Origin of the sequence: Actinomadura sp. NPDC049753, assembly GCF_040674655.1 — a bacterium.
GTDB classification, from domain to species: Bacteria; Actinomycetota; Actinomycetes; order Streptosporangiales; family Streptosporangiaceae; genus Spirillospora; species Spirillospora verrucosospora.
Genome location: NZ_JBFARL010000118.1, coordinates 1 through 25,490, shown reverse-complemented (window position 1 = coordinate 25,490; position 25,490 = coordinate 1). Strand labels below are relative to the sequence as shown.

Genomic DNA, 25,490 nt, shown 5'->3' with positions numbered 1-25,490 from the left:
CGTGTTGCCCAGGCCGCCGGGCAGGACGTCCATCCGGCCCGCGGGCATCTCCTCCAGCAGAAGGCCGAGCCCTTCGGCGGCCTCCTTGAGCCGGTTCGGTGCGGCGCCGTGCCAGTGCTCCTCGTCGGCCTCGAACAGCACGCGGTCGCCGGGCCGGATGACCTCGACCGGCCCGCCGCGGCGCTGGCACAGGCCGATCCCTTCGGTGACGAAGACGGTCTGGCCCAGCGGGTGGCGGTGCCAGTGGGTGCGTGCCCCCGGCATGAAGTGGACCAGGTTGGCGGTGACGTGGGACGGGGCGGGCGCGGCGGCGACGGCGTCGATGTAGACGTCGCCGGTGAACCAGTCCGCGGGGCCTTTGGCGGTGTCGATGGAGCTTCGCGTGATCTGCATGGCCGTTCCTTGTCTGCGGGTGTCGTGGGATGGGCCGGCGCGTCCGTGCGGGGGGGTGTCAGGGCCGCAGGAGGGCCTTGACGGCGCGGCGCTCGTCCATCGCCCGGTAGCCCTCGGCGACCTGGTCGAGGGGGAGGGTGAGGTCGAAGACGGGGCCCGGGTCGATCCGGCCGGTCAGGACGCGGTCGATCAGGTCGGGCAGGTAGCGGCGCACGGGGGCGGGGCCGCCGCGCAGGCCGACGTGGGAGAAGAACAGCTCCTGCCCGTCGAGCTCGACGCCGTGGGGGACGCCGACGAAGCCGACGTTGCCGCCCGGCCGCGCCGAGTGCAGGGCCTGGCGCATCGCCTCGGCGGTGCCGACGCATTCCAGCACGCTGTCGGCGCCGATCCCGCCGGTCAGCTCCTTGATCTGGGCCACGCCGTCCTCGCCGCGCTCGGTGACGACGTCGGTCGCGCCGAACGCGCGGGCGAGCTTCTGGCGGGGCTCGTGCCGGGACATGGCGATGATCTGTTCGGCGCCCATCTCCCGGGCGGCGATCACCGCGCACAGGCCGACCGCGCCGTCGCCGACGACCACGGCGGTGGAGCCGGGCCTGACCTCGGCGGCGTCGGCGGCCCACCAGCCGGTGCCCATCACGTCGGAGACGGCCAGCAGCCCCGGCCAGAACTTCTCGTCGGGCAGGCCGTCGGTGGCCACGAGGGTGCCCTGGGCGTTGGGGATGCGGACGTAGTCGGCCTGGCAGGTGCTCATGAACTCCCGGTTCAGGCAGTTCGACTGGAAGCCGTTGCGGCAGTTCGCGCAGGTGTTGTCCGAGGTCGCGAAGGACCCGACGACGAACTGGCCCGGCTTCACCGAGGTCACCTCGGATCCGACCTCCTCCACGAAGCCGACGTACTCGTGGCCCATGGGGTGGGCCGCGCCGGTCGGCTCGGCGCCGCGGTAGGGCCACAGGTCCGAGCCGCAGACGCAGGTCACCGCGGTGCGGATGACCGCGTCGGTGGGGTGGAGGATCTTCGGGTCGTCCAGGGTCTCGAGACGGATGTCGCCGGGGGCGTGGATCACTGCTCCGCGCATGAAGAGGTTCCTTTGCTTCAGTGGCGCGGCCGCGCCAGAGGCACGGGCGGCGCCGAGTGCTGTGGGATGCCCGGCGCGCCAGGTGGCGAACCACGCTCGGGCCGGGCGCGGGGCCCCTGCCGTCATGTTCTTCGCCTGCGGCAGGAGCACCACGGCTCCAGGTAACCGCGGCTCGGCGCGCGTAGCGAGGCACCGTCGAAGGGTGTACCAGCAGTACATCCCTGCGGCCGCGGGCAGCGCGTAGCGTCGAGGTGTGGACAACCGTGAAGAGGTCCGCGAGTTCCTGACCTCGCGGCGCGCGAAGATCACTCCTGGGCAGGCCGGGTTGCCGCCGGGTTCGCGGCGCCGGGTGCCGGGGCTGCGCCGCACCGAGGTCGCGGCGCTGGCCGACATGAGCGTCGAGTACTACGCCAAGCTGGAACGCGGCAATCTCGCGGGCGTCTCCCCGGCCGTCCTGGAGGCGCTCGCCCGGGCCCTGCGGCTCGACGACGCCGAACGCGCCCACCTGCTGAACCTGGCTCAGGCCGCCGACGGCACCGAGGCCCTCACCCGTCCGCGCCGCCGCCCCAAGGGCCAGTGGAAGCCGCACCGCAGCCTGCAGTGGGCCCTGGACGCCGTCACGGCGGGGCCGGCGTTCGTCCGCAACGGCCGCCTGGACATCCTCGCCGCCAACCAGCTCGCCCGCGCCTTCTACACCGACGTCTACGCCACTCCCGGCAACCAGGCGAACCTGGCCCGCTTCACCTTCCTGGACCCCGCCGCGCGCCGCTTCTACCCCGACTGGGACCAGGCCGCCGACGTCACCGTCGCGATCCTGCGCACCGAGGCCGGCCGCAACCCGCACGACAAGGACCTGCACGACCTCGTCGGTGAGCTGTCCACCCGCAGCGACGCGTTCCGCACCCGCTGGGGCGCCCACGACGTGCGCCACCACGGCAGCGGCACCAAGCGCTTCCACCACCAGGTCGTCGGCGACCTCACGCTCGCCTACGAGGGTCTGGAGATGGCCGCCGAGCCCGGCCTCACCCTCACCATCTACACGGCCGAGCCCGGGTCCGCCTCCGAGGAGGGCCTGCGCCTGCTCGCCTCCTGGGCCGCCACTCCCCAGACCTCCTCCCCCGCGCCGAACCCGGGCGCCTGACCGTCCCCGGACTGAACGATCACGCGCGCCCGCCGCCGGACGACGGATCGTCCGGCGGCGGGCGCGGCGGGGTCAGCGGCCGCGGACGCGGTAGGTTCGCACGGACAGGGGCGCGAACACCGCGAGCAGGAGCAGCGCCCAGCCGATCGTGGCGGGGACGGGGTGGGCGAGGGGCCAGGCCGGGTCGCCGGCGGGCGCGCCGGGGTTGCCGAACAGTTCGCGGCAGGCGGCGGTGAGGGCGCTGACGGGGTTCCATTCGGCGATGACCTGCAGGACCTTCGGCATGCCGTCGGTGGGGACGAAGGAGTTGGACAGCATGGTGACCGGGAAGACCAGGGGGATGAGCTGGTCGGCGGTCTGCTCGTTCTTGACGACCAGGCCGAGGTAGCAGCCGGCCCAGCTGAGTGCGTACCGCATCAGTGCCAGCAGCAGGAACGCCTCGGCGGTCTGCCAGGGGCCGTTGTGGGCGCGCCATCCGACGACGAGGCCGGCGGCGGCCATGATGGCCATGCCGAGGACGCCGTTGAGGATCTCGGCGCCGGTCTGCCCGAACGGGACGGCGGAGCGGGCCATGGGCATGGAGCGGAACCGGTCCATGACGCCGCGGGAGGCGTCGGTGGCGACGCGCATGGTGACGGCCATGGTGGAGGTGAAGGTGACCATGGCGAACAGGCCGGGCATCAGGTATTCGCGGTAGTTGCCGCCGCCGGGGACGGAGATGGCGCTGCCGAACACGTACCCGAACAGCACGACCATGACCGCGGGGAAGATCAGGGCGGCGATGAGCTCGCCGGGTTCCTGGCGGATGCGGCCGAGTTCGCGGCCGATGAGGGTGAGGCCGTCGGTGAGGGCCCAGCGCAGGCGTCCGGCGCGGGAGTCGGGGGCGGTGAGGACGGTCATCGGACGGTCTCCTCGCGGCGCTCGGCGGGGTCGGCGGTGCGGACCGCCCCAGCGGGGGCGCCGGTGTCAGGGGTGCCGGTGTCAGGGGTGCTGGTGCTGGGGGTGTCGGTGGCGGGGGTGCTGCCGGTGAGGCGCAGGAAGACCTCGTCGAGGGTGGGGCGGCGCAGCCCGACGTCGCCGACGGTGATGCCGGCGCGGTCGAGTTCGCGGACGACGTCGGCCAGGCGCACCGATCCGGCGGTGAGCGGCACCGAGAGGCGTTCGCCTTCCAGGGCGGGGTGGCTGCCGGTGAGGGTGCGCAGGAGCGCGGCGGCGCGGCCGGCGGCGGCGGGGTCGTCCAGGACGACGTCGAGGCGGTCGCCGACGGAGGCCTTGAGGCGGTCGGGTGTGCCGGTGGCGATGACGCGGCCGTGGTCGACGACGGCGATGTCGTCGGCGAGCCGGTCGGCCTCGTCCAGGTACTGGGTGGTGAGCAGGACGGTGGTGCCGTCGGCGACCAGGCCGCGGACGGCGTCCCAGATCTCGCCGCGGCTGCGGGGGTCCAGGCCGGTGGTGGGCTCGTCCAGGAACAGCACCTGGGGCCGCAGGATCAGGCTGGTGATCAGGTCGAGGCGGCGGCGCATCCCGCCGGAGTAGCCGGCGACCTGCCGGTCGGCGGCCTCGGCGAGCCCGAACCGCTCCAGCAACTCGTCCGCGCGGCGGCGGGCCTCGCGGCGGGGCAGGTGGTAGAGCCGGCCGAACATGCGCAGGTTGCCGCGTCCGGTGAGCTTCTCGTCGACGGCGGCGTACTGGCCGGCCAGGCCGATGCGGGCGCGGACCCGGTCGGGGTCGCGGGCGACGTCGTGGCCGGCGATGCGGGCGTGCCCGGCGTCGGCGTCGGCGAGCGTGGCCAGGATCCGCACGGCGGTGGTCTTGCCCGCGCCGTTGGGGCCGAGGACCCCGCAGACCGTGCCGGCGGGGACGGCCAGGTCGAGGCCGTCCAGGGCCTGGGTGTCGCCGAAGCGCTTGCGCAGCCCCTCGGCGAGCACGATCGGTTCGTCGGTCACAACCCCTCCTCTGGGTACGTTGTACGCAGCTACGGTAGACAACTGAGTACGACGTACGCAACTAGGATGCTCGGGAGAGTCACGAGGAGGTCCGTTGACAGGCGGCGAGCAGCACGTCAGCATCTGGTCGGTCCCCGAGCGGCAGGGCCGGGGGCCGCGCCCCGCCTACAGCCGCGCCCAGATCACCGAGGCGGCGATCCGCATCGCCGACGCCGAGGGGCTGGAGGCGGCCTCGATGCGCCGCATCGCCGCCGACCTCGGCACCGGCGCGATGTCGCTGTACCGCTACGTGCCCTCCCGCGACGACCTGGTCGACCTGATGGTCGACCATGTCCTGCTGGAGATGGACATCCCCGAGCGGCCGAGCGGGGACTGGCGCGCCGACCTGACGCTGATCGCCGAGAACACCCGCGCGGTGTGGAGCGGGCACGCCTGGCTGGTGGGCCTGCACCGGCCGCGCGCCACGTTCGGCCCCAACCGGCTGCGGCTGCTGGAGTTCGCCTTCGGCGCCCTGGACGTCGGGATCCCGATCGACGACATCCTCATCCTGCTGGACATGCTGAACGGCTACGTCGAGCGCACGGTGCGCGGCGAGATCGAGTGGATGCGCGAGATGCGCCAGAGCGGGATGACGCCCGAGCGCTGGATGATGCAGAGCGCCCCCTACGTCCGCGAGCTGCTCGACACCGGCAGGTATCCGATGTTCGAGCGGATCGTGAAGGACGCGCGCCTGCCCCACATGTCCGGCGACGACCAGTTCCGGTACGGGCTGGAGCGCGTCCTGGACTGCATCGCCGGCGCCCTGCCCGCCCGTTCCTGACCGGCCACGCCCCCGGGCGCCCGGGCCGGGCGCCCGGGCCGGTCACACGGGGGCGGGGATCGGCGGGAGGGGCGCATGAGCGGGGGCCGGGCGGGGCACGAACCCGGCGAGGTGACGATTGCGTTCGGGCCGGCGCGGCCGGCCCGGGGGCCTCAAGGCCCGCAGCTCGTTCGTGATCGGAGAGGCACATGACCGTCATTCCCACCCACGACACTCCGCGACCGGCCCTGCACAGCGGCCGGTGGCCGCTGCCGAGCGGGCGCGCCGCGGCGGCCAGCGTCCGCGGGATCGTGCAGGGCGCCCTGCACGTGTGGGGGCTCGGCCCGGCGGCGGCGAACCTGACCGACCGGCTGGCGCCGCTGATCCAGGACGCGGTGGCGCGGGCGGGGGCGCTCCGGGGCGGGTCGCTGGTGCTGCGGCTGGAGCTGCACGAGCCGGTCCGGCTGCTGCTGGGCGAGATCCTGCGGCCCGGCGGGGAGGCCGAGCGCGGCCGGAACGTCGCCGCGATCGCCGTCACCTACGGCAGGCGGCCCGTGCGCGGCGACGCGGGCGCCTGGTACGCCCACGTGTTCGTGTGGCCGCCCGCGCCGGGCCCGGCGCGCGGGGCGGAGGCGCTCGGGGGCCGCTGACCTGTGCGCGGGCGCCCGGCGCACGTCGGGTGCTGCGGCGTCTCCCCGGCAGGAATCGAACCTGCGGCTTCCGGCTTCGGAGGCCGGCGCTCTGTCCGCTGAGCTACGGGGAGTCGGGGTCCCGCCCCCAGGGTGACAGCGGGGGCGGGACGGGAGACGCCGGTGGGATTCGAACCCACGTGAGACGGTTTTGCGGACCGCCGCCTGAACCGCTCGGCCACGGCGTCACGGGAGCCGGCCCTCGCAGGCCGGTGAGAGGAACGGAGCCGCCCCCTCGCGGGGAGCGGACGGGACGCCGGGGGTCAGCGGGGCGTCCGGCCGGCGGGTCGGGGCCGGGGTGCGGTGCGTGCGCGGCGACATCGGGTCATCTCCCGTCCCTCCCTTCCATCGCCGGGGCCCGCCCTCGCAGGGCCCGTGCGGGTGCCGTGCGATCAGACTGCCCTGCGCGGGGAGGCGCCGCAACGGGTTTTCCGCCCGGCGGTTTCCACTGAGCGGAACGATGATGTTCCGGCGTGCGCCGTGCCTGGCGAGGGTGGGAGTTTCTGTGCGGGCACCCCCCTTGGCGAGGAGGAACGATGACGTTGCTCGACCCCGGTGTGTGGACCGGGAAGATCTTCGACGGCGGCTGGGCGGCGGCCGGGGACGGCGGCGTGTTCGAGGTGACCGAGCCCGCGACCGGCGGGACGCTCGGCACGCTGGGCGAGGATACGGCCAGGGCGGCGGCACGGGCAGGGGACCGTCCGGGCGGAGGTGCACGCCCGCGCCGTCCGACCGTCCGCTCAGCCAGCCCAGCAGCGCCCGCCCGGAGCCGGACGCCTCCGGGCCGCCCGGCGCCCAGCCGAGATCGGCGGTCTCGCCGGAGTCGGTCGCGGTGATCCGCAGCCCGGCCGGCTCCCCGAGGAGCCGGCCCGGCAGCGCCGCCAGGTCCGCCAGCGTGGCCGCCGCGGACCACCGGACGTAGGGCTCCGGCCAGTCGGCCGGACCGTACCCGGCGGCCAGGTCGGCGTGGTGGGCCTCCACCTCGTTCCAGCGGCGGAACACCGTGTACCAGGCAGGATGGGGCCAGCCCGCCATCGCCCGCACCGGAGCCTCCGCCGCGCTCGCGGGCAGCGACCGGGCCTGCTCGGAGAACCGCGCCTGCGTCGCCCGGACGTCGGCGACCAGCTCGTCGCGGGAGCGGCCGGCGCCCGCGGCGATGTCGGCGTCGCGCCGCTCCAGGCTCGGGTACTGCGGGATCTCCGTCCCCGTGCGCGCCCCCTCGAGCAGGTTCCACAGGGAGTCGGCGTTGCGTGCGATGTGCGTCGCCACGTGCCCGCGACTCCACCCCGGCAGCCCCGACGCGCCCCGCAGGTCGTCGGGGGGCAGCCCCTCCAGCGTGGCGGCGATCCGCTCCACGCCCGCGTCCAGCTCGTCGATCACGTCGCGCCAGTCCATGACCCCTCCTCGGCGAAAAGGACGCTCCATCCTGTCGCACGGGCCCGGCCCGCGCCAGACAATGGTGATCATGGAGTTTCCGATCTGCGTCACCTGCGGCGTCCAGTACGCCGGGCCCCGCCCCGACTGCCCGATCTGCGAGGACGAGCGGCAGTACGTCGGCTGGGAGGGCCAGCGGTGGACGACCCTGGAGGAACTGCGCGCCGGCCACCGCGGCCGCGTCGCCGAGGAGGGCCCGGGCGTCGTCGGGATCGGCGCGGAGCCGTCCATCGCCATCGGCCAGCGCGCCCTCCTCCTGCGCGCCCCGTCCGGCAACGTCCTGTGGGACATGGTCACTCACATCGACGACGAGCTGGTCCGCCGGGTGAACGACCTCGGCGGCGTCTCCGCGATCGCGATCAGCCATCCGCACTACTACGGCACCATGATCGAGTGGGCGCGGACGTTCGACGCCCCCGTGTACATCCACGAGGCCGACCGCCGCTGGGTGGCCCGCCCGGACGACGCGGTCGCCTTCTGGTCGGGCGACACCCTCGAGCTGGCCGACGGCCTGACGCTGATCAACGCGGGCGTCCACTTCGCGGGCGGCCAGGTCCTGCACTGGCGCGACGCCCGCGCCCTCTTCTCGGGCGACATCGTGCAGGTCGTCAACGACCGCGACTGGGTGAGCTTCATGTACTCCTACCCGAACTACATCCCCGAGCGCCCCCGCACGGTCCGCCGCGCCCTGCGCCTCCTGGAGCCCTACGACTTCGACCGCGTCTACGGCGCCTGGTGGAAGAAGATCGTCTACAGCGGCGGGAAGGAGGCCGTCCGCCGCTCCGCCGAGCGCTACCTCTCCCACGCCCTCGACGACGAGTGACCGCGGGCCGCCGCCACCGCGAGCGGAGCGCGTTCCGGGTGGTCGGAAGGGGCGCCGCCCTGGCGGCGTTCCGGTGGCGGTGGCGTTCCGGTGGCGGGCGGCGTTCGAACACGTGTACGGTGCGATGGTGCCGTCCCGACCGCTCGGACCGGCCGGGTAGCGTCATGAAATGCAGCGGCGAGCGCCGCTGTTGAGAAGCCGGGGGATGCTGTCGCGCCCCGTGGCTAGCCTTGGTACCGAGCCGTATACGCAGATCGCCGCGCCCAGAAGAGGAACCGGAAGAACGTGCATGACCGACTCATCGTGCGTGGAGCACGCGAGCACAACCTGAAGGACGTCTCGCTCGACCTCCCGCGGGACTCCATGATCGTGTTCACCGGTCTGTCGGGTTCCGGGAAGTCCAGCCTGGCCTTCGACACGATCTTCGCCGAGGGGCAGCGCCGGTACGTCGAGTCGCTGTCGGCCTACGCCCGGCAGTTCCTCGGGCAGATGGACAAGCCCGACGTCGACTTCATCGAGGGGCTCTCCCCGGCGGTCTCGATCGACCAGAAGTCGACCAGCAAGAACCCCCGGTCCACGGTCGGGACGATCACCGAGGTGTACGACTACCTGCGGCTGCTCTACGCCCGGATCGGGCACCCGCACTGCCCCGAGTGCGGCCGGCCGATCAGCCGGCAGGCGCCGCAGCAGATCGTCGACCGGGTGCTGGAACTGGAGCAGGGCGCCCGGTTCCAGGTGCTGGCCCCGGTGATCCGCGGCCGCAAGGGCGAGTACCTGGAGCTGTTCCGCGAGCTGCAGTCCAAGGGCTACTCGCGGGCGCTGGTCGACGGGCAGATGGTCCGCCTGGACGAGCCGCCCCGGCTGAAGAAGCAGGAGAAGCACGACATCTCCGTCGTGGTCGACCGGCTCTCGGTGAAGGACTCCGCCCGGCAGCGGCTCGCCGACTCGGTCGAGACGGCCCTCGGCCTGGCGGGTGGCACGATCGTCCTCGACTTCGTCGACCTGCCCGAGGACGACGAGCACCGCACCCGGATGTACTCCGAGCACCTCTACTGCCCCTACGACGACCTGTCGTTCGAGGAGCTGGAGCCGCGCTCGTTCTCGTTCAACTCGCCGTACGGCGCCTGCCCCGACTGCACCGGCCTCGGGACGCGCATGGAGGTCGACGCCGAGCTCGTCGTCCCCGACGGGGAGCTCTCGCTCGGCGAGGGCGCGATCCAGCCGTGGTCGGGCGGGCACGTCAGCGACTACTTCCTGCGGCTGCTGTCGGCGCTCGGCGACGCGATGGGCTTCGACCTGAACACCCCGTGGGACAAGCTGCCCGCCAAGGCGCGCAAGGCGATCCTCAACGGGCACGAGACGCAGGTCCACGTCCGCTACAAGAACCGCTACGGCCGCACGAGGTCGTACTACACGGCCTACGAGGGCGTCGTCCCCTACATCCAGCGGCGCCACGCCGAGTCCGAGAGCGACTCCAGCCGGGAGCGCTTCGAGGGCTACATGCGGGAGATCCCGTGCCCGACGTGCGAGGGCGCCCGGCTGAAGCCGGTCGTGCTGGCCGTCACCATGGGCGGGATGTCGATCGCCGAGGTCGCCGCGATGCCGATCGGCGAGGCCGCGAAGTTCCTGCTCGCGCTCGAACTGAACGAGCGCGAGACGCACATCGCCGAGCGCGTCCTCAAGGAGATCAACGCCCGGCTCGGCTTCCTGCTGGACGTCGGCCTCGACTACCTGACCCTCGACCGGGCGTCCGCCACGCTCGCCGGCGGGGAGGCCCAGCGCATCCGGCTGGCGACGCAGATCGGCTCCGGCCTGGTCGGCGTCCTGTACGTGCTGGACGAGCCGTCCATCGGCCTGCACCAGCGCGACAACCACCGGCTGCTGGAGACGCTGCTCCGGCTGCGCGACATGGGCAACACCCTGATCGTCGTCGAGCACGACGAGGACACCATCGCCGCCGCCGACTGGATCGTCGACATCGGCCCGCGCGCGGGCGAGCACGGCGGAGAGATCGTCGTCTCCGGCACGGTCGAGGACCTGAAGAAGTCCGAGCGGTCCCTCACCGGCGCCTACCTGGACGGCCGCCGCGAGATCGCCGTCCCGCAGATCCGGCGGCCCCGCACCAGGGGGCGCGAGGTCACCGTCAAGGGCGCGCAGCAGAACAACCTGCGCGACGTCGACGTCGCGTTCCCGCTCGGCGTCCTCACCGCGGTGACCGGTGTGTCGGGGTCCGGCAAGTCGACCCTGGTCAACGACATCCTCTACAACTCGCTGGCGAAGAAGCTGAACGGGGCGAAGACCGTCCCCGGCAAGCACAAGCGCGTCAACGGCGTCGACCAGCTCGACAAGGTCGTGCACGTCGACCAGTCGCCGATCGGCCGCACCCCGCGGTCCAACCCGGCGACCTACACCGGCGTGTTCGACCACATCCGCAAGCTGTTCGCGCAGACCACCGAGGCGAAGGTGCGCGGCTACCAGCCCGGCCGGTTCTCCTTCAACGTCAAGGGCGGCCGCTGCGAGAACTGCTCCGGCGACGGCACCATCAAGATCGAGATGAACTTCCTGCCGGACGTCTACGTCCCGTGCGAGGTCTGCCACGGCGCCCGCTACAACCGGGAGACCCTGGAGGTCCACTACAAGGGCAAGACGATCTCCGAGGTGCTCGACATGCCGATCGAGCAGGCCACGGAGTTCTTCGAGCCGATCACGGCGATCCACCGGCACCTGAAGACGCTGAACGACGTCGGCCTCGGCTACGTCCGGCTCGGCCAGCCCGCCCCGACCCTGTCGGGCGGCGAGGCGCAGCGCGTCAAGCTGGCGTCCGAGCTGCAGAAGCGCTCCACCGGCCGCACCATCTACGTGCTGGACGAGCCGACCACCGGCCTGCACTTCGAGGACATCCGCAAGCTCCTCGGCGTGCTGAACGGCCTGGTCGACAAGGGCAACACGGTCCTGGTCATCGAGCACAACCTCGACGTCATCAAGACCGCCGACTGGATCATCGACATGGGCCCCGAGGGCGGCTCGCGCGGCGGCACGGTCGTCGCGACCGGCACCCCCGAGGAGGTCGCCGAGGTCGAGGCCAGCCACACCGGCCAGTTCCTCAAGAAGCTCCTCGTCTGAGTCCCCGGAGCGGGTCGGTGCGGGACGGGTGAGGCCGTCCACCAGGATGGAGCCATGGAAGACGAAGTGACGCCCGGGGCCGCCGAGGCCGCCGGGAGCGGGGGAGTCGGCCGGCGTGCGGTGCTGTGCGGGACGGGGGCGCTCGGCGCCGCGGCCCTCGCGGGGTGCGCGTCCGGAGGCGGGACCAAGCCCGTCGAGGACCTCAAGGGCAAGCAGATCGCGAAGGCCGCCGACATCCCGGTCGGCGGCGGCAAGGTCTACGGCGACGAGAAGGTCGTGGTGACCCAGCCGAGCCAGGGCGCCTACAAGGCGTTCACGGCGGTGTGCACCCACCAGGGCTGCACGGTCGGCGGGGTCTCGAACGGGTTGATCAAGTGCTACTGCCACGGCAGCGAGTTCAGGATCGCCGACGGCTCGGTGCAGCGCGGTCCGGCGAAGGAGCCGCTCAGGGAGTACCCCGTGCGGGCCGAGGGCGGCGGCATCGTCGTCACCTGATCATCGAGTCGGGCCGGTGTTGAACCGACGTGCTCGCGCATCCGTGCTTTCCGGTGACGGACAGGAACCGACAGAGGTCATCGGAGGGGCGAGGATGCCACACAGGTCCGAGGCGCAGGCGGACGGAACGGAGCTCACGCCGGGGGACGGCTCCGCGGGCGGCACCCGCAGGGGGCTGCTCATCGGCGCCGGACTCGCGGGCGTGGCCGGGCTGGCGGCGGCGTGCGGCGGGTCGGGCGACGACGGGGGCGGAGCCGGCTCCGGGGGTGACGGTGGCGGGGCCGGCGCGGCGCTGGCCTCGGTGGGCGAGATCCCCGTCGGTGGCGGCAAGGTGTTCGAGGACGCCAAGGTCGTCGTCTGCCAGCCCCGCCAGGGCGAGTTCACGGCGTTCTCCGCGACCTGCACCCACCGGGGATGCAGCGTCGGATCGGTGTCCGGGGGCACGATCAACTGCCCCTGCCACGGCAGCAAGTTCAAGATCACGGATGGGTCGGTGGCGAGCCCGCCCGCCGACGAGCCCCTGGCGGCGAAGAAGGTCACCGTCCAGGGCGGAAAGATCATGCTCGCCTGAGCGACTTCGCGCGCGCCGGGCCGTCCTCGCGGGGGACGGCCCGGGCGCCGTCCGCGTGCCGCCCCTCCGCCACCTCGTCCTCGGTGGCCGGGGGCGGGTCGCCGGCCCCCGCCTCGGCGCCGTCCACGCCCGCCTCGGCGCCGTCCACGACCGGTTCGGGGCCGACGCGGAGGCGGGGGAGGGCCTCCGGGTGGCGGTCGCGGATGTAGGAGACCAGGTGCTCGCGCACGTCGCAGCGCAGGTCCCAGGTGCTCGCCGAGTCGGCGGCGCTCATCAGCGCGCGCACCGTGACGAGGCCGCTCGGCAGCACGTCCACCACCTGCAGCATCCACTCCCGCCGGTCCCACAGCGGGTTCTCCTTCAGCGCCGAGTACAGCTCGGCGCGCAGGTCCTCGACCGGGACCGTCCAGTCCACGTGGAGCTCGACCGAGCCGAGCAGGCGGCTGGAGTGCCGCGTCCAGTTCTCGAACGGCTGCTCGGTGAAGTGCGACACCGGGAAGATCATGCGCCGGTCGTCCCAGAGCTGCAGGACGACGTAGGACAGCGTCAGCTCCTCGACCCGGCCCCAGATGCCCTGCGTGACGACGACGTCGTCCAGGCGCAGCGCGTCGCTGAACGCCAGCTGCAGCCCGGCCAGCAGGTTGCCGAGGGTGGGCCGCGCCGCGATGCCGACCACCAGGCCGGCGACGCCCGCCGAGGCCAGCACCCCCGCCCCGACCGCCCGCACGGCGGGGAAGGTGAACAGGGCCGCGCCGACGGCGAGCACCACGATGATGACGGCGGCGATGCGGCGCAGCAGCAGCATCTGGGTGCGGGCCCGCCGGGCCCGCCGGTTGCGCTCGCCCTCGATCCGCATCAGCCGCGCCAGCGGCGGGTCGCTCAGCGCGTACCCGATTCGCAGCACCAGCCACGTGGAGGCGCCGATCGCCGCGATCCGCATCGCGTGCCGGACCACGTCCTCGGCGTGCCCGCCGATGAACTGGTACGGCATCGCGGTGCTGGAGCTCACCACCACCGCGAACGCGAAGGCGGGCGCGGTGCAGCGCCGGGCGACCCGGCCGGCGCCGGGCCAGCGGTGCGACAGCCGGCCCGCGACGAGTCGGCGGCCCGCCTCCACGACGATCACCGACGTGCCGACGACGGCGGCCAGGATGATCCAAGCCCAGAGCGCGGACACGTGCGCAACGACCCCCTTCCGGATCCGTGGAATCCGTTTGACCCTCCCTTTCCGCATGGTTTGCGAACATCCGGGCGGAAGGGAGAGATCTACGTCACTCTCCGGATCGGCGAGGGGTGCCGGCCGCGCGGGGGCACGGCGTGTCGGTGCCGCCCATTAGGCTTTCGAGCGTGGCAGATCCGGCGACCTACCGACCCGCACCCGGCTCCATCCCGGAATCCCCGGGGGTGTACCGGTTCCGCGACGAGCACGGCCGGGTCATCTACGTGGGCAAGGCCAAGAACCTGCGCTCGCGGCTGAACTCCTACTTCGCCGACTTCTCCGCCCTGCACCCCCGCACCCAGACGATGGTGCAGACCGCCGCGCGCGTCGACTGGACGGTCGTCGGCACCGAGGTCGAGGCCCTCCAGCTGGAGTACTCCTGGATCAAGGAGTTCGACCCCAGGTTCAACGTCCGCTACCGCGACGACAAGTCCTATCCCTATCTCGCCGTCACCCTGAACGAGGACTTCCCGAGGGTGATGGTGATGCGGGGCGCCAAACGCAAGGGCGTGCGCTACTTCGGGCCGTACTCCCACGCGTGGGCGATCCGGGAGACGGTCGACCAGCTGCTGCGCGTCTTCCCCGTCCGCACGTGCAGCGCCGGCGTGTTCAAGCGGCAGCACCAGCTCGACCGCCCCTGCCTGCTCGGCTACATCGGCAAGTGCTCGGCGCCGTGCGTCGGCCGCGTCTCGCCGGAGGAGCACCGGCTGCTCGCCGAGGACTTCTGCGACTTCATGGCGGGCAACACCACCCGGTTCATCAAGCGCCTCGAACGCGACATGCGCGAGGCCGCCTCGTCCCAGGAGTACGAGCGCGCCGCCCGGCTCCGCGACGACATCCGCGCCCTGGAGCGCGCCCTGGAGAAGCAGGCGGTCGTGCTGCCCGACCGCACCGACTGCGACATGGTCGCCTTCGCCGAGGACGAGCTGGAGGCGGCCGTCCAGGTGTTCTACGTGCGCGGCGGCCGCATCCGCGGGCAGCGCGGCTGGGTCGTCGACAAGGTCGAGGACGTCACCACCGCCGACCTGGTCGAGCACTTCCTCATCCAGATCTACGGCGAGAGCGAGTCGGTGCCCCGCGAGGTCTTCGTCCCGGCCCTGCCGCCCGAGGAGGAGGCCATGGCCGAGCTGCTGTCGGAGCAGCGCGGCGGGCCCGTCCGGCTGCGCGTCCCGCAGCGCGGCGACAAGCGGACCCTGCTGGAGACGGTGGCGCGCAACGCCCACGAGGCGCTCAAGCAGCACAAGACGCGCCGCGCCTCCGACCTCACCACCCGCAGCCGCGCGCTGCAGGAGCTCCAGGAGGCCCTGGAGCTCGACGACGCGCCCCTGCGGATCGAGTGCTACGACGTGTCCAACCTGCAGGGCACCGACGTGGTCGCGTCCATGGTCGTGTTCGAGGACGGCCTGGCCCGCAAGAGCGAGTACCGCCGGTTCACGATCAAGGCCGTGCAGGGGCAGGACGACGTCCGCTCGATCCACGAGGTCATCACGCGCCGGTTCAGGCGCTACCTGGCCGAGAGCGAGAAGACCGGCGAGCTCGACTCCCTCGGAGACCCGGAGGAGGGCGCGCACCAGCCGATCGACCCGGAGACCGGGCGGCCGCGCAAGTTCGCCTACCCGCCCAACCTGGTCCTCGTCGACGGCGGCCCTCCACAGGTCGCGGCCGCGCAGCGCGCCCTCGACGAGCTCGGCGTCGACGACATCGCGGTGTGCGGGATCGCCAAGCGGCTGGAGGAGCTCTGGCTCCCCGGCGAGGGCGACCCGGTGATCCTGCCGCGCAACAGCGAGGGCATGTTCCTCGTCCAGCGGGTCCGCGACGAGGCGCACCGGTTCGCCATCACCTTCCACCGGCAGCGGCGGTCCAAGTCCATGACGGTCAGCGAACTCGATAACGTTCCTGGTCTGGGTCCGGCGCGCCGCGCGGCGCTGCTGAAGCACTTCGGGTCGCTGAAGCGGCTGAAGGACGCGACGCCCGCGCAGGTCGCCGAGGTCCCGGGAATCGGCATGCGCAGCGCCGAGAGCATCGTGGCGGCGCTGCACGGCGGCGCCGCGCCGCCGGGCGGCGGGGGCGAGGGACCCGGCGGGGACGACGGGGAGCACAGGGGGAGAAGCGGATGACCAGCGAGACCAAGATCCCGGACATCGTGATCGTCACCGGCATGTCCGGGGCGGGCCGCAGCACCGCGGCCAAGTCGCTCGAGGACCTCGACTGGTTCGTGGTCGACAACCTGCCGCCCGGGCTGCTGGCCACGATGGCCGACCTCGGCGGCCGGGTGAAGGACGCGGTGCCGCGCATCGCCGTCGTCGTGGACGTCCGCAGCCGCGCGTTCACCGACGACCTGCACTCCTCGATCGCCGAGCTGGAGGCCCGTGGCGTCCACCCGCGCGTGGTGTTCCTGGAGGCGGGCGACGCCGACCTCGTGCGCCGGTTCGAGAGCGTCCGCCGCCCCCACCCGCTGCAGGGCGACGGCCGCCTGGTGGACGGCATCGCCCGCGAGCGCGACCTGGTCCGCGAGGTCCGCGCCGAGGCCGACCTGGTGATCGACACCAGCGGCCTCAACGTGCACGAGCTGCGCAACAAGATCATCGGCTTCTTCGGCACGGACAGCGGCGAGTCCAGCCTGCGCGCCACCGTCGTGTCGTTCGGCTACAAGTACGGCCTGCCGGTCGACGCCGACCTCGTCGTCGACTGCCGGTTCCTGCCGAACCCGCACTGGGTGCCGGAGCTGCGGCCGAAGACGGGCCGCGACGCCGCCGTCCGCGACTACGTCCTCGGGCAGCGCGGCGCCAAGGAGTTCCTGGACGCCTACGCTGAGGTGCTGCGGCTCCTCGCCGACGGGTACGAACGCGAGGGCAAGCACTACGTGACGCTTGCCGTGGGATGCACCGGTGGAAAACACCGTAGTGTTGCCATGGCGGAACAGATCGCCGCCCGGCTGCGGGACGAGGGCATCGAGGTGCAGGTCGCCCATCGTGACCTCGGCCGCGAATGACGGACCGCGCCGGGACCCGGCGGGAGTCCCGGACGAGGAGAGAAACGGCACGGTGAAGCCCCTCGGCCCGAAGGTCGTCGCGCTCGGCGGGGGCCACGGCCTCTACGCGTCGCTGTCGGCGCTGCGCCGCGTCACCGACCGGCTGACCGCGATCGTCACCGTCGCCGACGACGGCGGTTCCAGCGGCCGGCTGCGCCGCGAGCTCGGCGTGCTGCCGCCCGGCGACCTGCGGATGGCGCTCGCCGCCCTCTGCGGCGACGACGAGTGGGGCCAGACCTGGCGGGACGTCGTCCAGCACCGCTTCCGCAACGAGGGCGACCTGCAGGGCCACGCCGTCGGCAACCTGCTCATCGTCGCGCTGTGGGAGCTGCTCGGCGGCGACGGCGCCTCGCCGGGCTCCACCGTCGCCGGGCTCGACTGGGTCGGCCGGCTGCTCGGCGCGCACGGCCGCGTGCTGCCGATGGCGGCCGTCCCGATGGACATCGTCGCCGAGGTGCGCGGCGCCGACCCCGCCAGGCCCGACGAGATCACCCATGTCAAGGGCCAGGTCGCGTGCGCCAGGACGCCCGGCAGCGTGCTCGGCGTGTCTCTGGTGCCGGCCGATCCGCCCGCCTGCCCCGAGACCCTCGCCGCCGTCGACGACGCCGACTGGATCGTGTTCGGCCCCGGCTCGTGGTTCACCAGCGTCCTGCCGCACCTGAAGGTGCCCGCGCTGGCCCGCGCCCTCACCACCTCCCGCGCCCGCCGCGTCGTCGCGCTGAACCTCGCGCAGCAGCCCGGCGAGACCGACGACTTCTCGCCGCAGACCCACCTGGAGGTGCTGCAGGCGCACGCGCCCGACCTGCGCGTGGACGTCGTCATCGCCGACCGCGGGGTCGTGGACGACCCTGACGCCCTCGACAAGGCCGTCAAGGACCTCGGCGGACGTCTCGTGCTGGCCGACGTCGCCGCCGACGACGGATCACCGCGTCATGAACCCGCCCGTCTGGCCCAAGCCTTCGTACAGATATTCACCGAGTGACGACCGGCGCGGCCGGGATCGGCCAGACTGCTGGAAGTCCGATAGGGGGAGGGTTCATCAGATGGCGATGACCGGTGTGGTCAAGGACGAGCTGAGCAGGCTCACGGTGCTGAAGCCGTGCTGCCGCAAGGCCGAGGTCTCGACGCTGCTGCGGTTCGCGGGCGGCCTGCACCTGGTCAGCGGCCGCATCGTGATCGAGGCCGAGATCGACACCGGTGTGGCGGCGAGGCGGCTGATCAAGGACATCTCGGAGGTGTTCGGGCACACCTCCGAGGTCGTCGTGCTCGCGCCGAGCGGCCTGCGCAAGGGCAACCGCTACGTCGTGCGCGTCTTCCGGGACGGCGAGTCGCTCGCCCGGCAGACCGGCCTCATCGACAACAACGGCCGGCCCGTCCGCGGACTGCCCCGGCACGTGGTCGCCGGCGCCGCCTGCGACGCCGAGTCGGCCTGGCGCGGCGCGTTCCTCGCGCACGGCTCCCTCACCGAACCCGGCCGCTCCATGTCGCTGGAGGTGACCTGCCCCGGCCCCGAGGCCGCCCTCGCCCTCGTCGGCGCCGCCCGCCGCCTGAAGATCCACGCCAAGGCCCGCGAGGTCCGCGGCGTCGACCGCGTCGTCGTCCGCGACGGCGACGCGATCAGCGCCCTGCTCACCCGGCTCGGCGCCCATGACAGCGTCCTGGCCTGGGAGGAGCGCCGGATGCGCCGCGAGGTCCGCGCCACCGCCAACCGCCTCGCCAACTTCGACGACGCCAACCTGCGCCGCTCCGCCCGCGCCGCCGTCGCCGCCGGCGCCCGCGTCGCCCGCGCCCTGGAGATCCTCGGCGACGACGCCCCCGAGCACCTCGTCAACGCCGGCCGCCTCCGCCTGGAGCACAAGCAGGCCTCTCTGGAAGAGCTCGGCCAGCTCGCCGACCCGCCCCTCACCAAGGACGCCATCGCCGGCCGCATCCGCCGCCTCCTCGCCATGGCCGACAAGCGCGCCGGCGACCAGGGCATCCCCGGCACCGAGGCCAACCTCACCGCCGACATGCTCGCGCAGTAATTCCCAGGGGGGCGACCCCCCAATCCCCCCGTTGCGAGCCGGGCGATCCTCACGCCACGGTGCTGGTGTGCTGGGCCCGTGCGGGTTCGTGACGTGTCGCTCCGGTCGCCCGGCTCGGCGGGTCGTGCGACCTCCAGGCGCCAGAGCGCCTTCCGGCCGCCCGACCCGCGCCCTCGCTCAGGCCGACTCCAAGAGCGTCGGGGCGTGGCCCGTCCGAGAGCGTGGAGTCAGGGGAGGCGGCGCAGGGTGCCGTCGGGGGTCGCCTCGAAGGCCAGATTGTGAGCGGAGAAGGCCGCCTCTACGTGGAGTGTTCCGTCTGGGAGTGTGCGGGTCTGGATTCTTGGGCGTCCTTCACCGCGGACGGGTGCGATCAGGGTCAGTACGCGGGCCGGTGGGGTTCCGCCTCGTGCGGTGAAGGAGACCACCGGGGCGGGGAGTCTCTTGCGGGTGGCGGGGGCGATCCAGCCTTGCGGCGGGTCGAGGGCGCCCCGGGTGACCGTCGCGGGTCCGCCTGTGGTGCCGGGGAGCGGTAACCGGATGAAGTAGACGCGGACGGGGCCCGCGGTGGCGACGGCGTCGGGGCCGGCCGGAACGGCGGTGAACGCCGCGGGCAGATGCCAGAGCTGCTCAACGGAGCGGGGGGCGGCGGAGCGCACCTCGTCCAGCACGGCGACGGCGTCGGGATCGGAGGCCGCGAGCACCGAGCGGAAGCGGGTCGTCTCGGCGAAGGCGGTGTCGGAGAACCGGAACGTGTCGGCGCCGTGCCGGAACTCGTGCGCGACCAGCGCCGTCGCCGCGTTCTCGCGGAACGGCACGCCCCGCACCACGAGCGTGTTGTGCGCCTCCGGCGAGGCCAGCCACTTCCGCCAGGTCGTGTCGCTGTAGCCGATGTGACCGCTCGGAACGAGGATGTCACGGCCGAGCGCATGGAAGGTGAGCGCCATGTGGTCGTCCTGCCCGTGCGCGTACCGGCCCGGTCCGAAGCGCGCCGTGTAGGACATCTCCTCGGCGAAGGAGCGGCCCTCCCGGCCCCAGCCGGACCTGCCCACCACGTACCCGGCGCGGTAGACGCGCGCCCTCTCCTTCGGCGGGACGCCTTCCGCGCCCTGCGTCGCGACGTATCTGAGCGGGCCCGTCCCGGGTGAGTCGATGTCGGAGGCTCTGGACGCCTCCGACTCGCCGATCTGGAGCAGGTCTCTACCGGGTGTGGTCTGGAAGGCGATGAACTCGTCCATCAGCTTGTGCCGGCGGACGAGTTCGGCGGGGACGGGACGGCCGCACTCGCGCATCACCCGGAAGGCGAGCCGCCAACGGCTCCGGTTGTAGACGGCGTAGTGCGCGGACTGCTCGTTCCCGGCGCCCTCGTCGTCGATGGCCGGCCGCGCGCCGCCGGGCGGGGCGAGGACCGCGTCGAGCAGGCGCCGGTGGCCGAGCTCCGCGAGGTCTGGCCGGCCGATGCCGCAGCCCGCCGTCATGAGCGTCATCGACTCGTCGGTCCCGTGGTTCCAGGGTCCCGAGTAGTGCTCGGGGCGGGCCAGCCACCGCGCGTGGGCCGCGATGGCCTCGTCCAGCCACCGTCCGGTCAGGTGCCTGCGGAGGCAGACGAGGGTGGCGAGGCGGAACTTGGCGGCCTGGTCGATCGCCTCGCGCCGGCGCTCGGGGAACCGCTCGGGGCGGGCGTTGTCGGCGAGCCAGTCCCGGGCGATGGCCGCGGCCGTTCGCAGCGCGGCCCGGTCACCGGTCCGCTCGTACTCCCCGATGAGGCCGCCGAGCCATTCGAGGGAGTGGAACCAGAGCTGCCACGACCGGTCGCCGTGCGGGGCCAGGCCCCAGTCCACGTCCGTCCCGTCGGCGACGCGGACGGGAGCGACCTTCGGTGTGGCGAACCGGCCCGCGCGGACCTGCGCCGCCGGGTTGACCCTGTCCAGGCCGTTGTAGCCGAGGCAGACCGCCCGCGCCGCGGCACGGGCGGTCACGGGCGCGGCGGACGGGACGCCGCCGTGGCAGCCGCACGACAGCGACAGCAGGAGCGCGGCGCAGCCCGCGCCGCGGGCGCCTCTCCGGGATCGATGGGCCACAGTCCCACCACACACGCGAAGCGCTCTGCCGCCGGACGGCCACCGGTGAAGGGACGGTAAACAATCGGGGCGTGCGGTCAGCGGGGGGCGTTGTCGCCTCGCAGCACGCGCTCGATGAGGTCGTCGCGGAGCTGGCCGTAGCCGGTCTCGGCCCAAACGCTGCCGGACGGGTCGGCCTCGTAGTAGGGGACCTCCCGACCGTCGCGGCGGTCGGTGAGGACCTCGGGGGCGCGCTTGTCGCGGGCCGCGCGGGCGCACGCGCGGCAGGTCCGGACGCTCAGCCGCCTGCGGGAGCCGACGGGCCGCCAGTCGAGTTCGCTGGTCGCGTCGCCGTGGAGCGGGTTGAAGAAGCACAGCGGGACGGGCGGGATCTCGGACCGGCCCTTCGCGACCGCCTGCGCGGAGGCCAGGGCGTCGCGGCCCTGGTCGAGAAGGACCAGGACGCCGGCCAGGTCGGGGACGCCCCGCGCCGCGTCGAGGGTCTTCCCCGCGGCCTGGTAGGCGTCCAGGGCGCGGGCCACCAGGGCGCGGGCGCGCTCGCCGGAGGTCGGGACGGTGCTGTCGTCCAGCAGCTCCCCGAACGCGATGACCTCGCGGGACGCCTGCTCGCGGAGCTGGTCCTCGGTGGCGCGGTGCGCCGTGGCGAACACGGTGCGGGGCATCAGCAGCCCTTCGCCCTCGCGGCGGACGGAGGCCATGCGGCGCCGCCGCCACAGCAGGAACCCGGCGACCCCAGCGGCGGCCGCGGCCGCCGCCCCGGCGCCGAGGGGCAGCGCGAGCCCGCCCCCGTCCGCCCCGTTCCCGTCCGCGCCGCCTTCGCCCGGCGCGGTGCCGTGCCGGGCCTTGTAGCGCTTGTCGATCTCGGCGGAGACCCGGTCGTACTCCTGCTGGCCGGTCCCGGAGACGATGAGGTCGGCGACGCGCGACAGCCGGGCGGCGAGCGGCGCGTCGTCCATGGCGCGGTCCAGGGCGACCGCCCAGGCGGCGCGGTCGGCCCGGTGGTCGCCGCCCCACTCGCGCGCCCTCAGGTCCTGGGAGTCGTCGTCGAAGGTGATGAAGATCCCGTCGCGGCCGAGGCGGTCGTGCACGACGGTCGCGAGCTGCTCGTCGTCCGTCCACGTCCCGCCCTTGACGATGGGGACCAGCACGACGAAGACGGGCGCGGGGGCCTTGCGGAGCTTGGCGATGAGCTCGCGGCGGGCCGCCGCTGGGAGCGCGGACGCCAGGGACGGGTCGACGTAGACGGGGGAGCGGCGCAGGGCGGCGGCCAGCCGCTCGCCGGGGGACGGTTCAGTCAACACCGAGGTACCTCATCACACGGGGGAGGAAGGTCTTGCCGTGGGCGCCCCACGCCGTCTCGCGCCATACGCCCGGAACGAGGGTGTGCGGGCGGTGGCCGTCCGGACCGGGGATCAGGAGGAGGCGCCGCTCGTCGAGTGCGTGCCTGCTGTCGAGGTTCCGGCAGGACACGCAGAGCGGGCACTGCCTCGGCAGGGCGTCGCCGTGCTCCTTCTCCAGCTTCCGGACGCGCTTGCGCACGACCGACCTGCCGTGCAGCGGGTTCACCAGGCACGGGGCCGGCGGTGACGCGACGTCCTGGACCAGGGCGATCTGCCCTTGGCGGGCCAGCACGATCACGCCGACGAGGTCGATCGCCCTGCTCTCGTCGTCCTTGGCGTCGTCGTAGAGGATCTGGGCGGCGTCGTAGGCGGAGACGGCGTAGTCGCGTCCCCGCTCGCCGCCGGCCTCGGCGAGCAGGCGGCGCAGCGCCTCCAGATCCTTGGCCGCGTGCCGGCGCAGCCAGCGCAGGCTCGGCTTCGTGCGCGCCCGGGCGTACACCCTGGCCTGCCGCGGCTCGGGGGAGCGCGATGTCCTGCCCCGGCGCAGCGCCAGCACACCGAGGCCCAGCCAGTAGAGGACCGCGGCCGCCGCGGGCCCGGCGAGCAGGAGCCCGGTCAGCAGGGGCGCCTTGATCTCCGGCTCGTCGGGCGTCAGCGTGTTCTCCTGCCCGAACGGGTCCGGGCTGGAGTACAGCCGGGGCATGGTGGGGGACGCCGAGGGCGCCGCCGCGTAGCCGTCGAGCCGCCGGACGATCCGGTCGGCGAGCCCGTCGAACGGGCGCTCGGAGTCGGCGGGCCTCGCGGCGCCCGGCGCGTCCTCCTCGTCCAGTTCGTCCCACGGGGACAGGCCCCGGCGCGGGACGTTGAACGCCTCGGACTCCAGATGCCCGTGCCCGTCGGCCATCACGTAGAGGCCGTCGCGGCGCGAGCGTTCGTGCAGCATGAACAGGAACGCGTCGTCGCGTCCCTGCGACTCCGACTGGCTCGGGTTCGGGATCACCACGACGTACGCCGGCGTGCCGAGCCGTTTCGCCGCCGCGGCGAGGGCCGCGCGGAGGCGGGCGCGGTCGGGCGCGCCGAGCGCCTGCGCCACGTCCGGGTCGACGAACAGCGGATCCCTGGCCAGGGCGGCGCCCACCCGGTCGAGCCTCTGGTAGGCGTGCGGGGGTGGCTCGTCGGCCGCGGCGGCGCCGGGGACCACCGCGAGCACGAGCGCGGCGAGCACCGCCGGGAACCGCAGCATTGCAGAGAGCCGCCTCATCCGCGCGCCTTCCTGGTGCTCTTGCGCGGCGGCCTTTTCGGCGCCGCCGCCTTCCTCGCCGACCGGACGCGGCGCCCGACCAGCAGGCCGAGGATCGAGCCGCCGCTCAGCGCGGTGCCGCCCGCGAACACGCCCCACTCGACGCGGGCCGCCCGCCGGTCGGCCGCGTCGTCGGCGTCCAGGGCCTTGCGGACCTTCGACTCCGGTCTCGGGCGCGGATGGTCGCGGCGCTCCCTGGCGTGTCCCGACAGGGCGATGTCCACGAAGCGCGCGATCATCGCCGGAGCACCGGCGTCGTAGGCGGTCTCGGATTCCGCGGCCGACCAGGCGTCGTCGATCGGGAGGCCGCGGACGTCGCCGAACTGGCGGATCTCACCGCCGCCGCCGGACGGGGGGACCACGATGTAGACGCCGTCCTTGCCGAGCCGGTCGCGCAGCAGCGCCGCGAAGGACTCAGACGGGTTCTGCGGACCGAGGCCCGTAACCGGCGTCACCGCCACGTACACGGGAACGCCGAGCCGGGCGACGGATGCCCTGATCCGCGCGGCGGCGTCCGGGGGCAGCGCGCGGGGCGCGTGGTCGGTGACGTACACGGGGTCGCGGCGGAGCGCGGCGGCGATGGCGTCCGCGCGGTTCGCCGGTCCGGCGCGGTCCGAGGCGGGCGCCGCCCCGGCCGGTCCGCCGAGCAGCACGGCCCCCACCAGCCCCGCCAACAGAACAGACCACCCGCGCCACATGGCCCCGGAGTGTAGTGATGATCGTGCTATGTCGTGAAAGGAGGGATGTCCCCCTACCGGGGGAGACGGGCTCACCCGTGGATCCCACGAAACCGGTGTCGGGCTACTCGTGGGTCATTGGATAGGGTCTGAGGTGGGGGATGACCCCGGATCGACCGTAGGTGAGCCCGGCTGGCACCGGGCGATACGACGTACGAGGAGAGCGGTTCCGTGACCATCCGAGTAGGCATCAACGGGTTCGGCCGGATCGGCCGCAACTTCTACCGCGCGGTGAAGGCGTCCGGGGCCGACATCGAGGTCGTGGCGGTCAACGACCTGACCGACAACGCCACGCTCGCCCAGTTGCTCAAGTACGACAGCATCCTCGGCCGCTTCCCCGAGGACGTGCGCGCCACCGAGAACGAGATCGTCGTCGGCGGCAAGGCCATCAGGGCCTTCGAGGAGCGCGACCCCGCGAACCTCAAGTGGAGCGATGTCGGCGCCGACATCGTCGTCGAGTCGACCGGTTTCTTCACCGACGCGAACAAGGCCCGGGTGCACGCCGACAACGGCGCCAAGAAGGTCATCATCTCCGCGCCGGCGAAGAACGAGGACCTCACCGTCGTCCTCGGCGTCAACGAGGACAAGTACGACCCGGCGAACCACACGGTGATCTCCAACGCGTCCTGCACCACCAACTGCCTGGCCCCGCTGGCCAAGGTGCTGCACGACAACTTCGTCATCGAGAAGGGCCTGATGACGACGGTCCACGCCTACACGCAGGACCAGAACCTGCAGGACGCCCCGCACAAGGACCTGCGCCGCGCCCGTGCCGCCGCGCTGAACGTGGTCCCCACCTCCACCGGTGCCGCCAAGGCGATCGGCCTGGTGCTGCCGGAGCTGAAGGGCAAGCTGGACGGCTACGCCCTGCGCGTCCCGGTGCCGACCGGCTCGGCCACCGACCTCACCGTCGAGCTGTCCCGCGACGTGACGGTCGAGGAGGTCAACGAGGCGTTCAGGACGGCCGCCGAAGGGGCGCTGAAGGGCTACCTCACCTACACCGAGGACCCGATCGTCTCCAGCGACATCGTCACCGACCCGTCGTCCTGCATCTTCGACTCCGGGCTGACCAAGGTCATCGGCGACCAGGTGAAGGTCGTCGGCTGGTACGACAACGAGTGGGGCTACTCCAACCGCCTCGTCGACCTCGTCAAGCTCGTCGGCTCGCAGCTGTAACCGAAGCCCGTCACCGCCGTGGGGGGGCGGCCCCGCGCCCCCGGGGGGGGGGGGGCGGGAGGACACCCCGCGACCCAGGGCGCCCGATAGCAAATC

The 25,490-nt window shown here is 73.3% G+C and carries 22 protein-coding genes and 2 tRNA genes; 12 read left to right on the top strand and 12 right to left on the bottom strand.

All coding sequences use genetic code 11. From position 1 onward, the window contains the following. The coding region (locus AB0K37_RS26480; protein WP_363985540.1) for a cupin domain-containing protein at nucleotides 1–393 on the bottom strand (393 nt) is incomplete at its 3' end. A gap of 58 nt (nucleotides 394–451) precedes the next feature. Beyond that, complete coding sequence (locus AB0K37_RS26475) at nucleotides 452–1,468, bottom strand: zinc-dependent alcohol dehydrogenase family protein (protein WP_363985538.1); 1,017 nt, start codon at nucleotides 1,466–1,468, stop codon at nucleotides 452–454. Between the two features lie 253 nt (nucleotides 1,469–1,721). On the opposite strand from AB0K37_RS26475, the gene AB0K37_RS26470 reads away from it, so the two are divergent. Continuing rightward, nucleotides 1,722–2,609: a helix-turn-helix transcriptional regulator gene (locus AB0K37_RS26470; RefSeq protein ID WP_363985537.1), complete on the top strand. Its 888-nt coding sequence runs from the start codon at nucleotides 1,722–1,724 to the stop codon at nucleotides 2,607–2,609. Between the two features lie 72 nt (nucleotides 2,610–2,681). On the opposite strand, the gene AB0K37_RS26465 is transcribed toward AB0K37_RS26470, so the two are convergent. Then, the gene (locus tag AB0K37_RS26465) at nucleotides 2,682–3,509 is read right to left on the bottom strand and encodes an ABC transporter permease (RefSeq protein WP_363985535.1); all 828 of its coding nucleotides are present in this window, start codon (nucleotides 3,507–3,509) and stop codon (nucleotides 2,682–2,684) included. Beyond that, nucleotides 3,506–4,555 carry an ATP-binding cassette domain-containing protein gene (locus AB0K37_RS26460; protein ID WP_363985533.1) on the bottom strand — a complete coding sequence of 350 codons (1,050 nt, stop codon included), beginning with the start codon at nucleotides 4,553–4,555 and terminating at the stop codon, nucleotides 3,506–3,508. The genes AB0K37_RS26465 and AB0K37_RS26460 overlap by 4 nt, the downstream gene beginning before the upstream one ends. Nucleotides 4,556–4,649: 94 nt before the next feature. On the opposite strand from AB0K37_RS26460, the gene AB0K37_RS26455 reads away from it, so the two are divergent. Next, nucleotides 4,650–5,375 (top strand): TetR/AcrR family transcriptional regulator, encoded by a 726-nt coding sequence (locus AB0K37_RS26455; RefSeq protein ID WP_363985531.1) that lies wholly within the window; start codon nucleotides 4,650–4,652, stop codon nucleotides 5,373–5,375. Nucleotides 5,376–5,563: 188 nt separating this feature from the next. Continuing rightward, nucleotides 5,564–6,004 carry a hypothetical protein gene (locus tag AB0K37_RS26450; RefSeq protein ID WP_363985529.1) on the top strand — a complete coding sequence of 147 codons (441 nt, stop codon included), beginning with the start codon at nucleotides 5,564–5,566 and terminating at the stop codon, nucleotides 6,002–6,004. A gap of 40 nt (nucleotides 6,005–6,044) precedes the next feature. Here the strand turns inward: AB0K37_RS26450 and AB0K37_RS26445 are convergent. From AB0K37_RS26445 to AB0K37_RS26435, 3 genes are all read right to left on the bottom strand, one after another. Continuing rightward, nucleotides 6,045–6,117 (bottom strand) — tRNA-Arg (locus tag AB0K37_RS26445). 41 nt (nucleotides 6,118–6,158) lie between these two features. Continuing rightward, nucleotides 6,159–6,231, bottom strand: a tRNA-Cys gene (locus tag AB0K37_RS26440). After that, nucleotides 6,230–7,438: a maleylpyruvate isomerase family mycothiol-dependent enzyme gene (locus AB0K37_RS26435; RefSeq protein ID WP_363985527.1), complete on the bottom strand. Its 1,209-nt coding sequence runs from the start codon at nucleotides 7,436–7,438 to the stop codon at nucleotides 6,230–6,232. Before AB0K37_RS26435 ends, AB0K37_RS26440 begins: the two co-directional genes overlap by 2 nt. 70 nt (nucleotides 7,439–7,508) lie before the next feature. Here AB0K37_RS26435 and AB0K37_RS26430 point away from each other — a divergent pair, with 70 nt between their 5' ends. The 4 genes from AB0K37_RS26430 to AB0K37_RS26415 all read left to right on the top strand — a co-directional run bounded on the left by AB0K37_RS26430 (nucleotide 7,509) and on the right by AB0K37_RS26415 (nucleotide 12,489). Further along, complete coding sequence (locus AB0K37_RS26430) at nucleotides 7,509–8,300, top strand: MBL fold metallo-hydrolase (protein ID WP_363985525.1); 792 nt, start codon at nucleotides 7,509–7,511, stop codon at nucleotides 8,298–8,300. Nucleotides 8,301–8,585: 285 nt separating this feature from the next. Further along, nucleotides 8,586–11,423, top strand: coding sequence for an excinuclease ABC subunit UvrA (uvrA, locus tag AB0K37_RS26425; RefSeq protein WP_363985523.1), 2,838 nt, complete (start codon nucleotides 8,586–8,588; stop codon nucleotides 11,421–11,423). 54 nt (nucleotides 11,424–11,477) lie between these two features. Then, complete coding sequence (locus tag AB0K37_RS26420; RefSeq protein ID WP_363985521.1) at nucleotides 11,478–11,918, top strand: Rieske (2Fe-2S) protein; 441 nt, start codon at nucleotides 11,478–11,480, stop codon at nucleotides 11,916–11,918. Between the two features lie 94 nt (nucleotides 11,919–12,012). Beyond that, on the top strand, nucleotides 12,013–12,489 hold the full coding sequence (locus AB0K37_RS26415; protein ID WP_363985519.1) for a Rieske (2Fe-2S) protein: 477 nt from the start codon (nucleotides 12,013–12,015) through the stop codon (nucleotides 12,487–12,489). Here AB0K37_RS26415 and AB0K37_RS26410 read toward each other — a convergent pair. Beyond that, nucleotides 12,476–13,666, bottom strand: coding sequence for a mechanosensitive ion channel domain-containing protein (locus tag AB0K37_RS26410; RefSeq protein ID WP_363985517.1), 1,191 nt, complete (start codon nucleotides 13,664–13,666; stop codon nucleotides 12,476–12,478). The two genes, AB0K37_RS26415 and AB0K37_RS26410, sit on opposite strands and share 14 nt — an antisense overlap. A 170-nt stretch (nucleotides 13,667–13,836) precedes the next feature. Here AB0K37_RS26410 and uvrC point away from each other — a divergent pair, with 170 nt between their 5' ends. The 4 genes from uvrC to whiA all read left to right on the top strand — a co-directional run bounded on the left by uvrC (nucleotide 13,837) and on the right by whiA (nucleotide 18,763). Then, the gene (gene uvrC, locus AB0K37_RS26405) at nucleotides 13,837–15,825 is read left to right on the top strand and encodes an excinuclease ABC subunit UvrC (RefSeq protein ID WP_363985515.1); all 1,989 of its coding nucleotides are present in this window, start codon (nucleotides 13,837–13,839) and stop codon (nucleotides 15,823–15,825) included. Next, nucleotides 15,822–16,700: an RNase adapter RapZ gene (gene rapZ / locus AB0K37_RS26400; RefSeq protein ID WP_345184323.1), complete on the top strand. Its 879-nt coding sequence runs from the start codon at nucleotides 15,822–15,824 to the stop codon at nucleotides 16,698–16,700. Before uvrC ends, rapZ begins: the two co-directional genes overlap by 4 nt. A gap of 52 nt (nucleotides 16,701–16,752) precedes the next feature. After that, nucleotides 16,753–17,721 carry a uridine diphosphate-N-acetylglucosamine-binding protein YvcK gene (yvcK, locus tag AB0K37_RS26395; protein ID WP_363985513.1) on the top strand — a complete coding sequence of 323 codons (969 nt, stop codon included), beginning with the start codon at nucleotides 16,753–16,755 and terminating at the stop codon, nucleotides 17,719–17,721. 61 nt (nucleotides 17,722–17,782) lie between these two features. After that, nucleotides 17,783–18,763: a DNA-binding protein WhiA gene (whiA, locus tag AB0K37_RS26390; RefSeq protein ID WP_179835305.1), complete on the top strand. Its 981-nt coding sequence runs from the start codon at nucleotides 17,783–17,785 to the stop codon at nucleotides 18,761–18,763. 227 nt (nucleotides 18,764–18,990) lie between these two features. On the opposite strand, the gene AB0K37_RS26385 is transcribed toward whiA, so the two are convergent. The 4 genes from AB0K37_RS26385 to AB0K37_RS26370 form a co-directional block, all read right to left on the bottom strand. Next, nucleotides 18,991–20,841, bottom strand: coding sequence for a heparinase II/III family protein (locus tag AB0K37_RS26385; protein WP_363985511.1), 1,851 nt, complete (start codon nucleotides 20,839–20,841; stop codon nucleotides 18,991–18,993). Nucleotides 20,842–20,918: 77 nt separating this feature from the next. After that, complete coding sequence (locus AB0K37_RS26380) at nucleotides 20,919–22,142, bottom strand: hypothetical protein (RefSeq protein WP_363985509.1); 1,224 nt, start codon at nucleotides 22,140–22,142, stop codon at nucleotides 20,919–20,921. Continuing rightward, nucleotides 22,132–23,442 (bottom strand): hypothetical protein, encoded by a 1,311-nt coding sequence (locus tag AB0K37_RS26375; protein WP_363985507.1) that lies wholly within the window; start codon nucleotides 23,440–23,442, stop codon nucleotides 22,132–22,134. Before AB0K37_RS26375 ends, AB0K37_RS26380 begins: the two co-directional genes overlap by 11 nt. Beyond that, nucleotides 23,439–24,155, bottom strand: a complete 717-nt coding sequence (locus AB0K37_RS26370) for a hypothetical protein (RefSeq protein ID WP_363985505.1) — start codon at nucleotides 24,153–24,155, stop codon at nucleotides 23,439–23,441. The genes AB0K37_RS26375 and AB0K37_RS26370 overlap by 4 nt, the downstream gene beginning before the upstream one ends. A gap of 234 nt (nucleotides 24,156–24,389) precedes the next feature. Between AB0K37_RS26370 and gap the strand changes: the two genes are divergently transcribed. Then, nucleotides 24,390–25,394 (top strand): type I glyceraldehyde-3-phosphate dehydrogenase, encoded by a 1,005-nt coding sequence (gene gap, locus AB0K37_RS26365; RefSeq protein ID WP_363985503.1) that lies wholly within the window; start codon nucleotides 24,390–24,392, stop codon nucleotides 25,392–25,394. Nucleotides 25,395–25,490: the final 96 nt, after the last annotated feature.

Coding starts and splice junctions, on each gene's coding strand:
- AB0K37_RS26475 (WP_363985538.1), bottom strand. CDS start 1,468: ATGCGCGGAGCAGTGATCCACGCCCCCGGCGACATCCGTCTCGAGACC.
- AB0K37_RS26465 (WP_363985535.1), bottom strand. CDS start 3,509: ATGACCGTCCTCACCGCCCCCGACTCCCGCGCCGGACGCCTGCGCTGG.
- AB0K37_RS26450 (WP_363985529.1), top strand. CDS start 5,564: ATGACCGTCATTCCCACCCACGACACTCCGCGACCGGCCCTGCACAGC.
- AB0K37_RS26435 (WP_363985527.1), bottom strand. CDS start 7,438: ATGGACTGGCGCGACGTGATCGACGAGCTGGACGCGGGCGTGGAGCGG.
- AB0K37_RS26430 (WP_363985525.1), top strand. CDS start 7,509: ATGGAGTTTCCGATCTGCGTCACCTGCGGCGTCCAGTACGCCGGGCCC.
- AB0K37_RS26420 (WP_363985521.1), top strand. CDS start 11,478: ATGGAAGACGAAGTGACGCCCGGGGCCGCCGAGGCCGCCGGGAGCGGG.
- AB0K37_RS26415 (WP_363985519.1), top strand. CDS start 12,013: ATGCCACACAGGTCCGAGGCGCAGGCGGACGGAACGGAGCTCACGCCG.
- rapZ (WP_345184323.1), top strand. CDS start 15,822: ATGACCAGCGAGACCAAGATCCCGGACATCGTGATCGTCACCGGCATG.
- whiA (WP_179835305.1), top strand. CDS start 17,783: ATGGCGATGACCGGTGTGGTCAAGGACGAGCTGAGCAGGCTCACGGTG.
- AB0K37_RS26375 (WP_363985507.1), bottom strand. CDS start 23,442: ATGAGGCGGCTCTCTGCAATGCTGCGGTTCCCGGCGGTGCTCGCCGCG.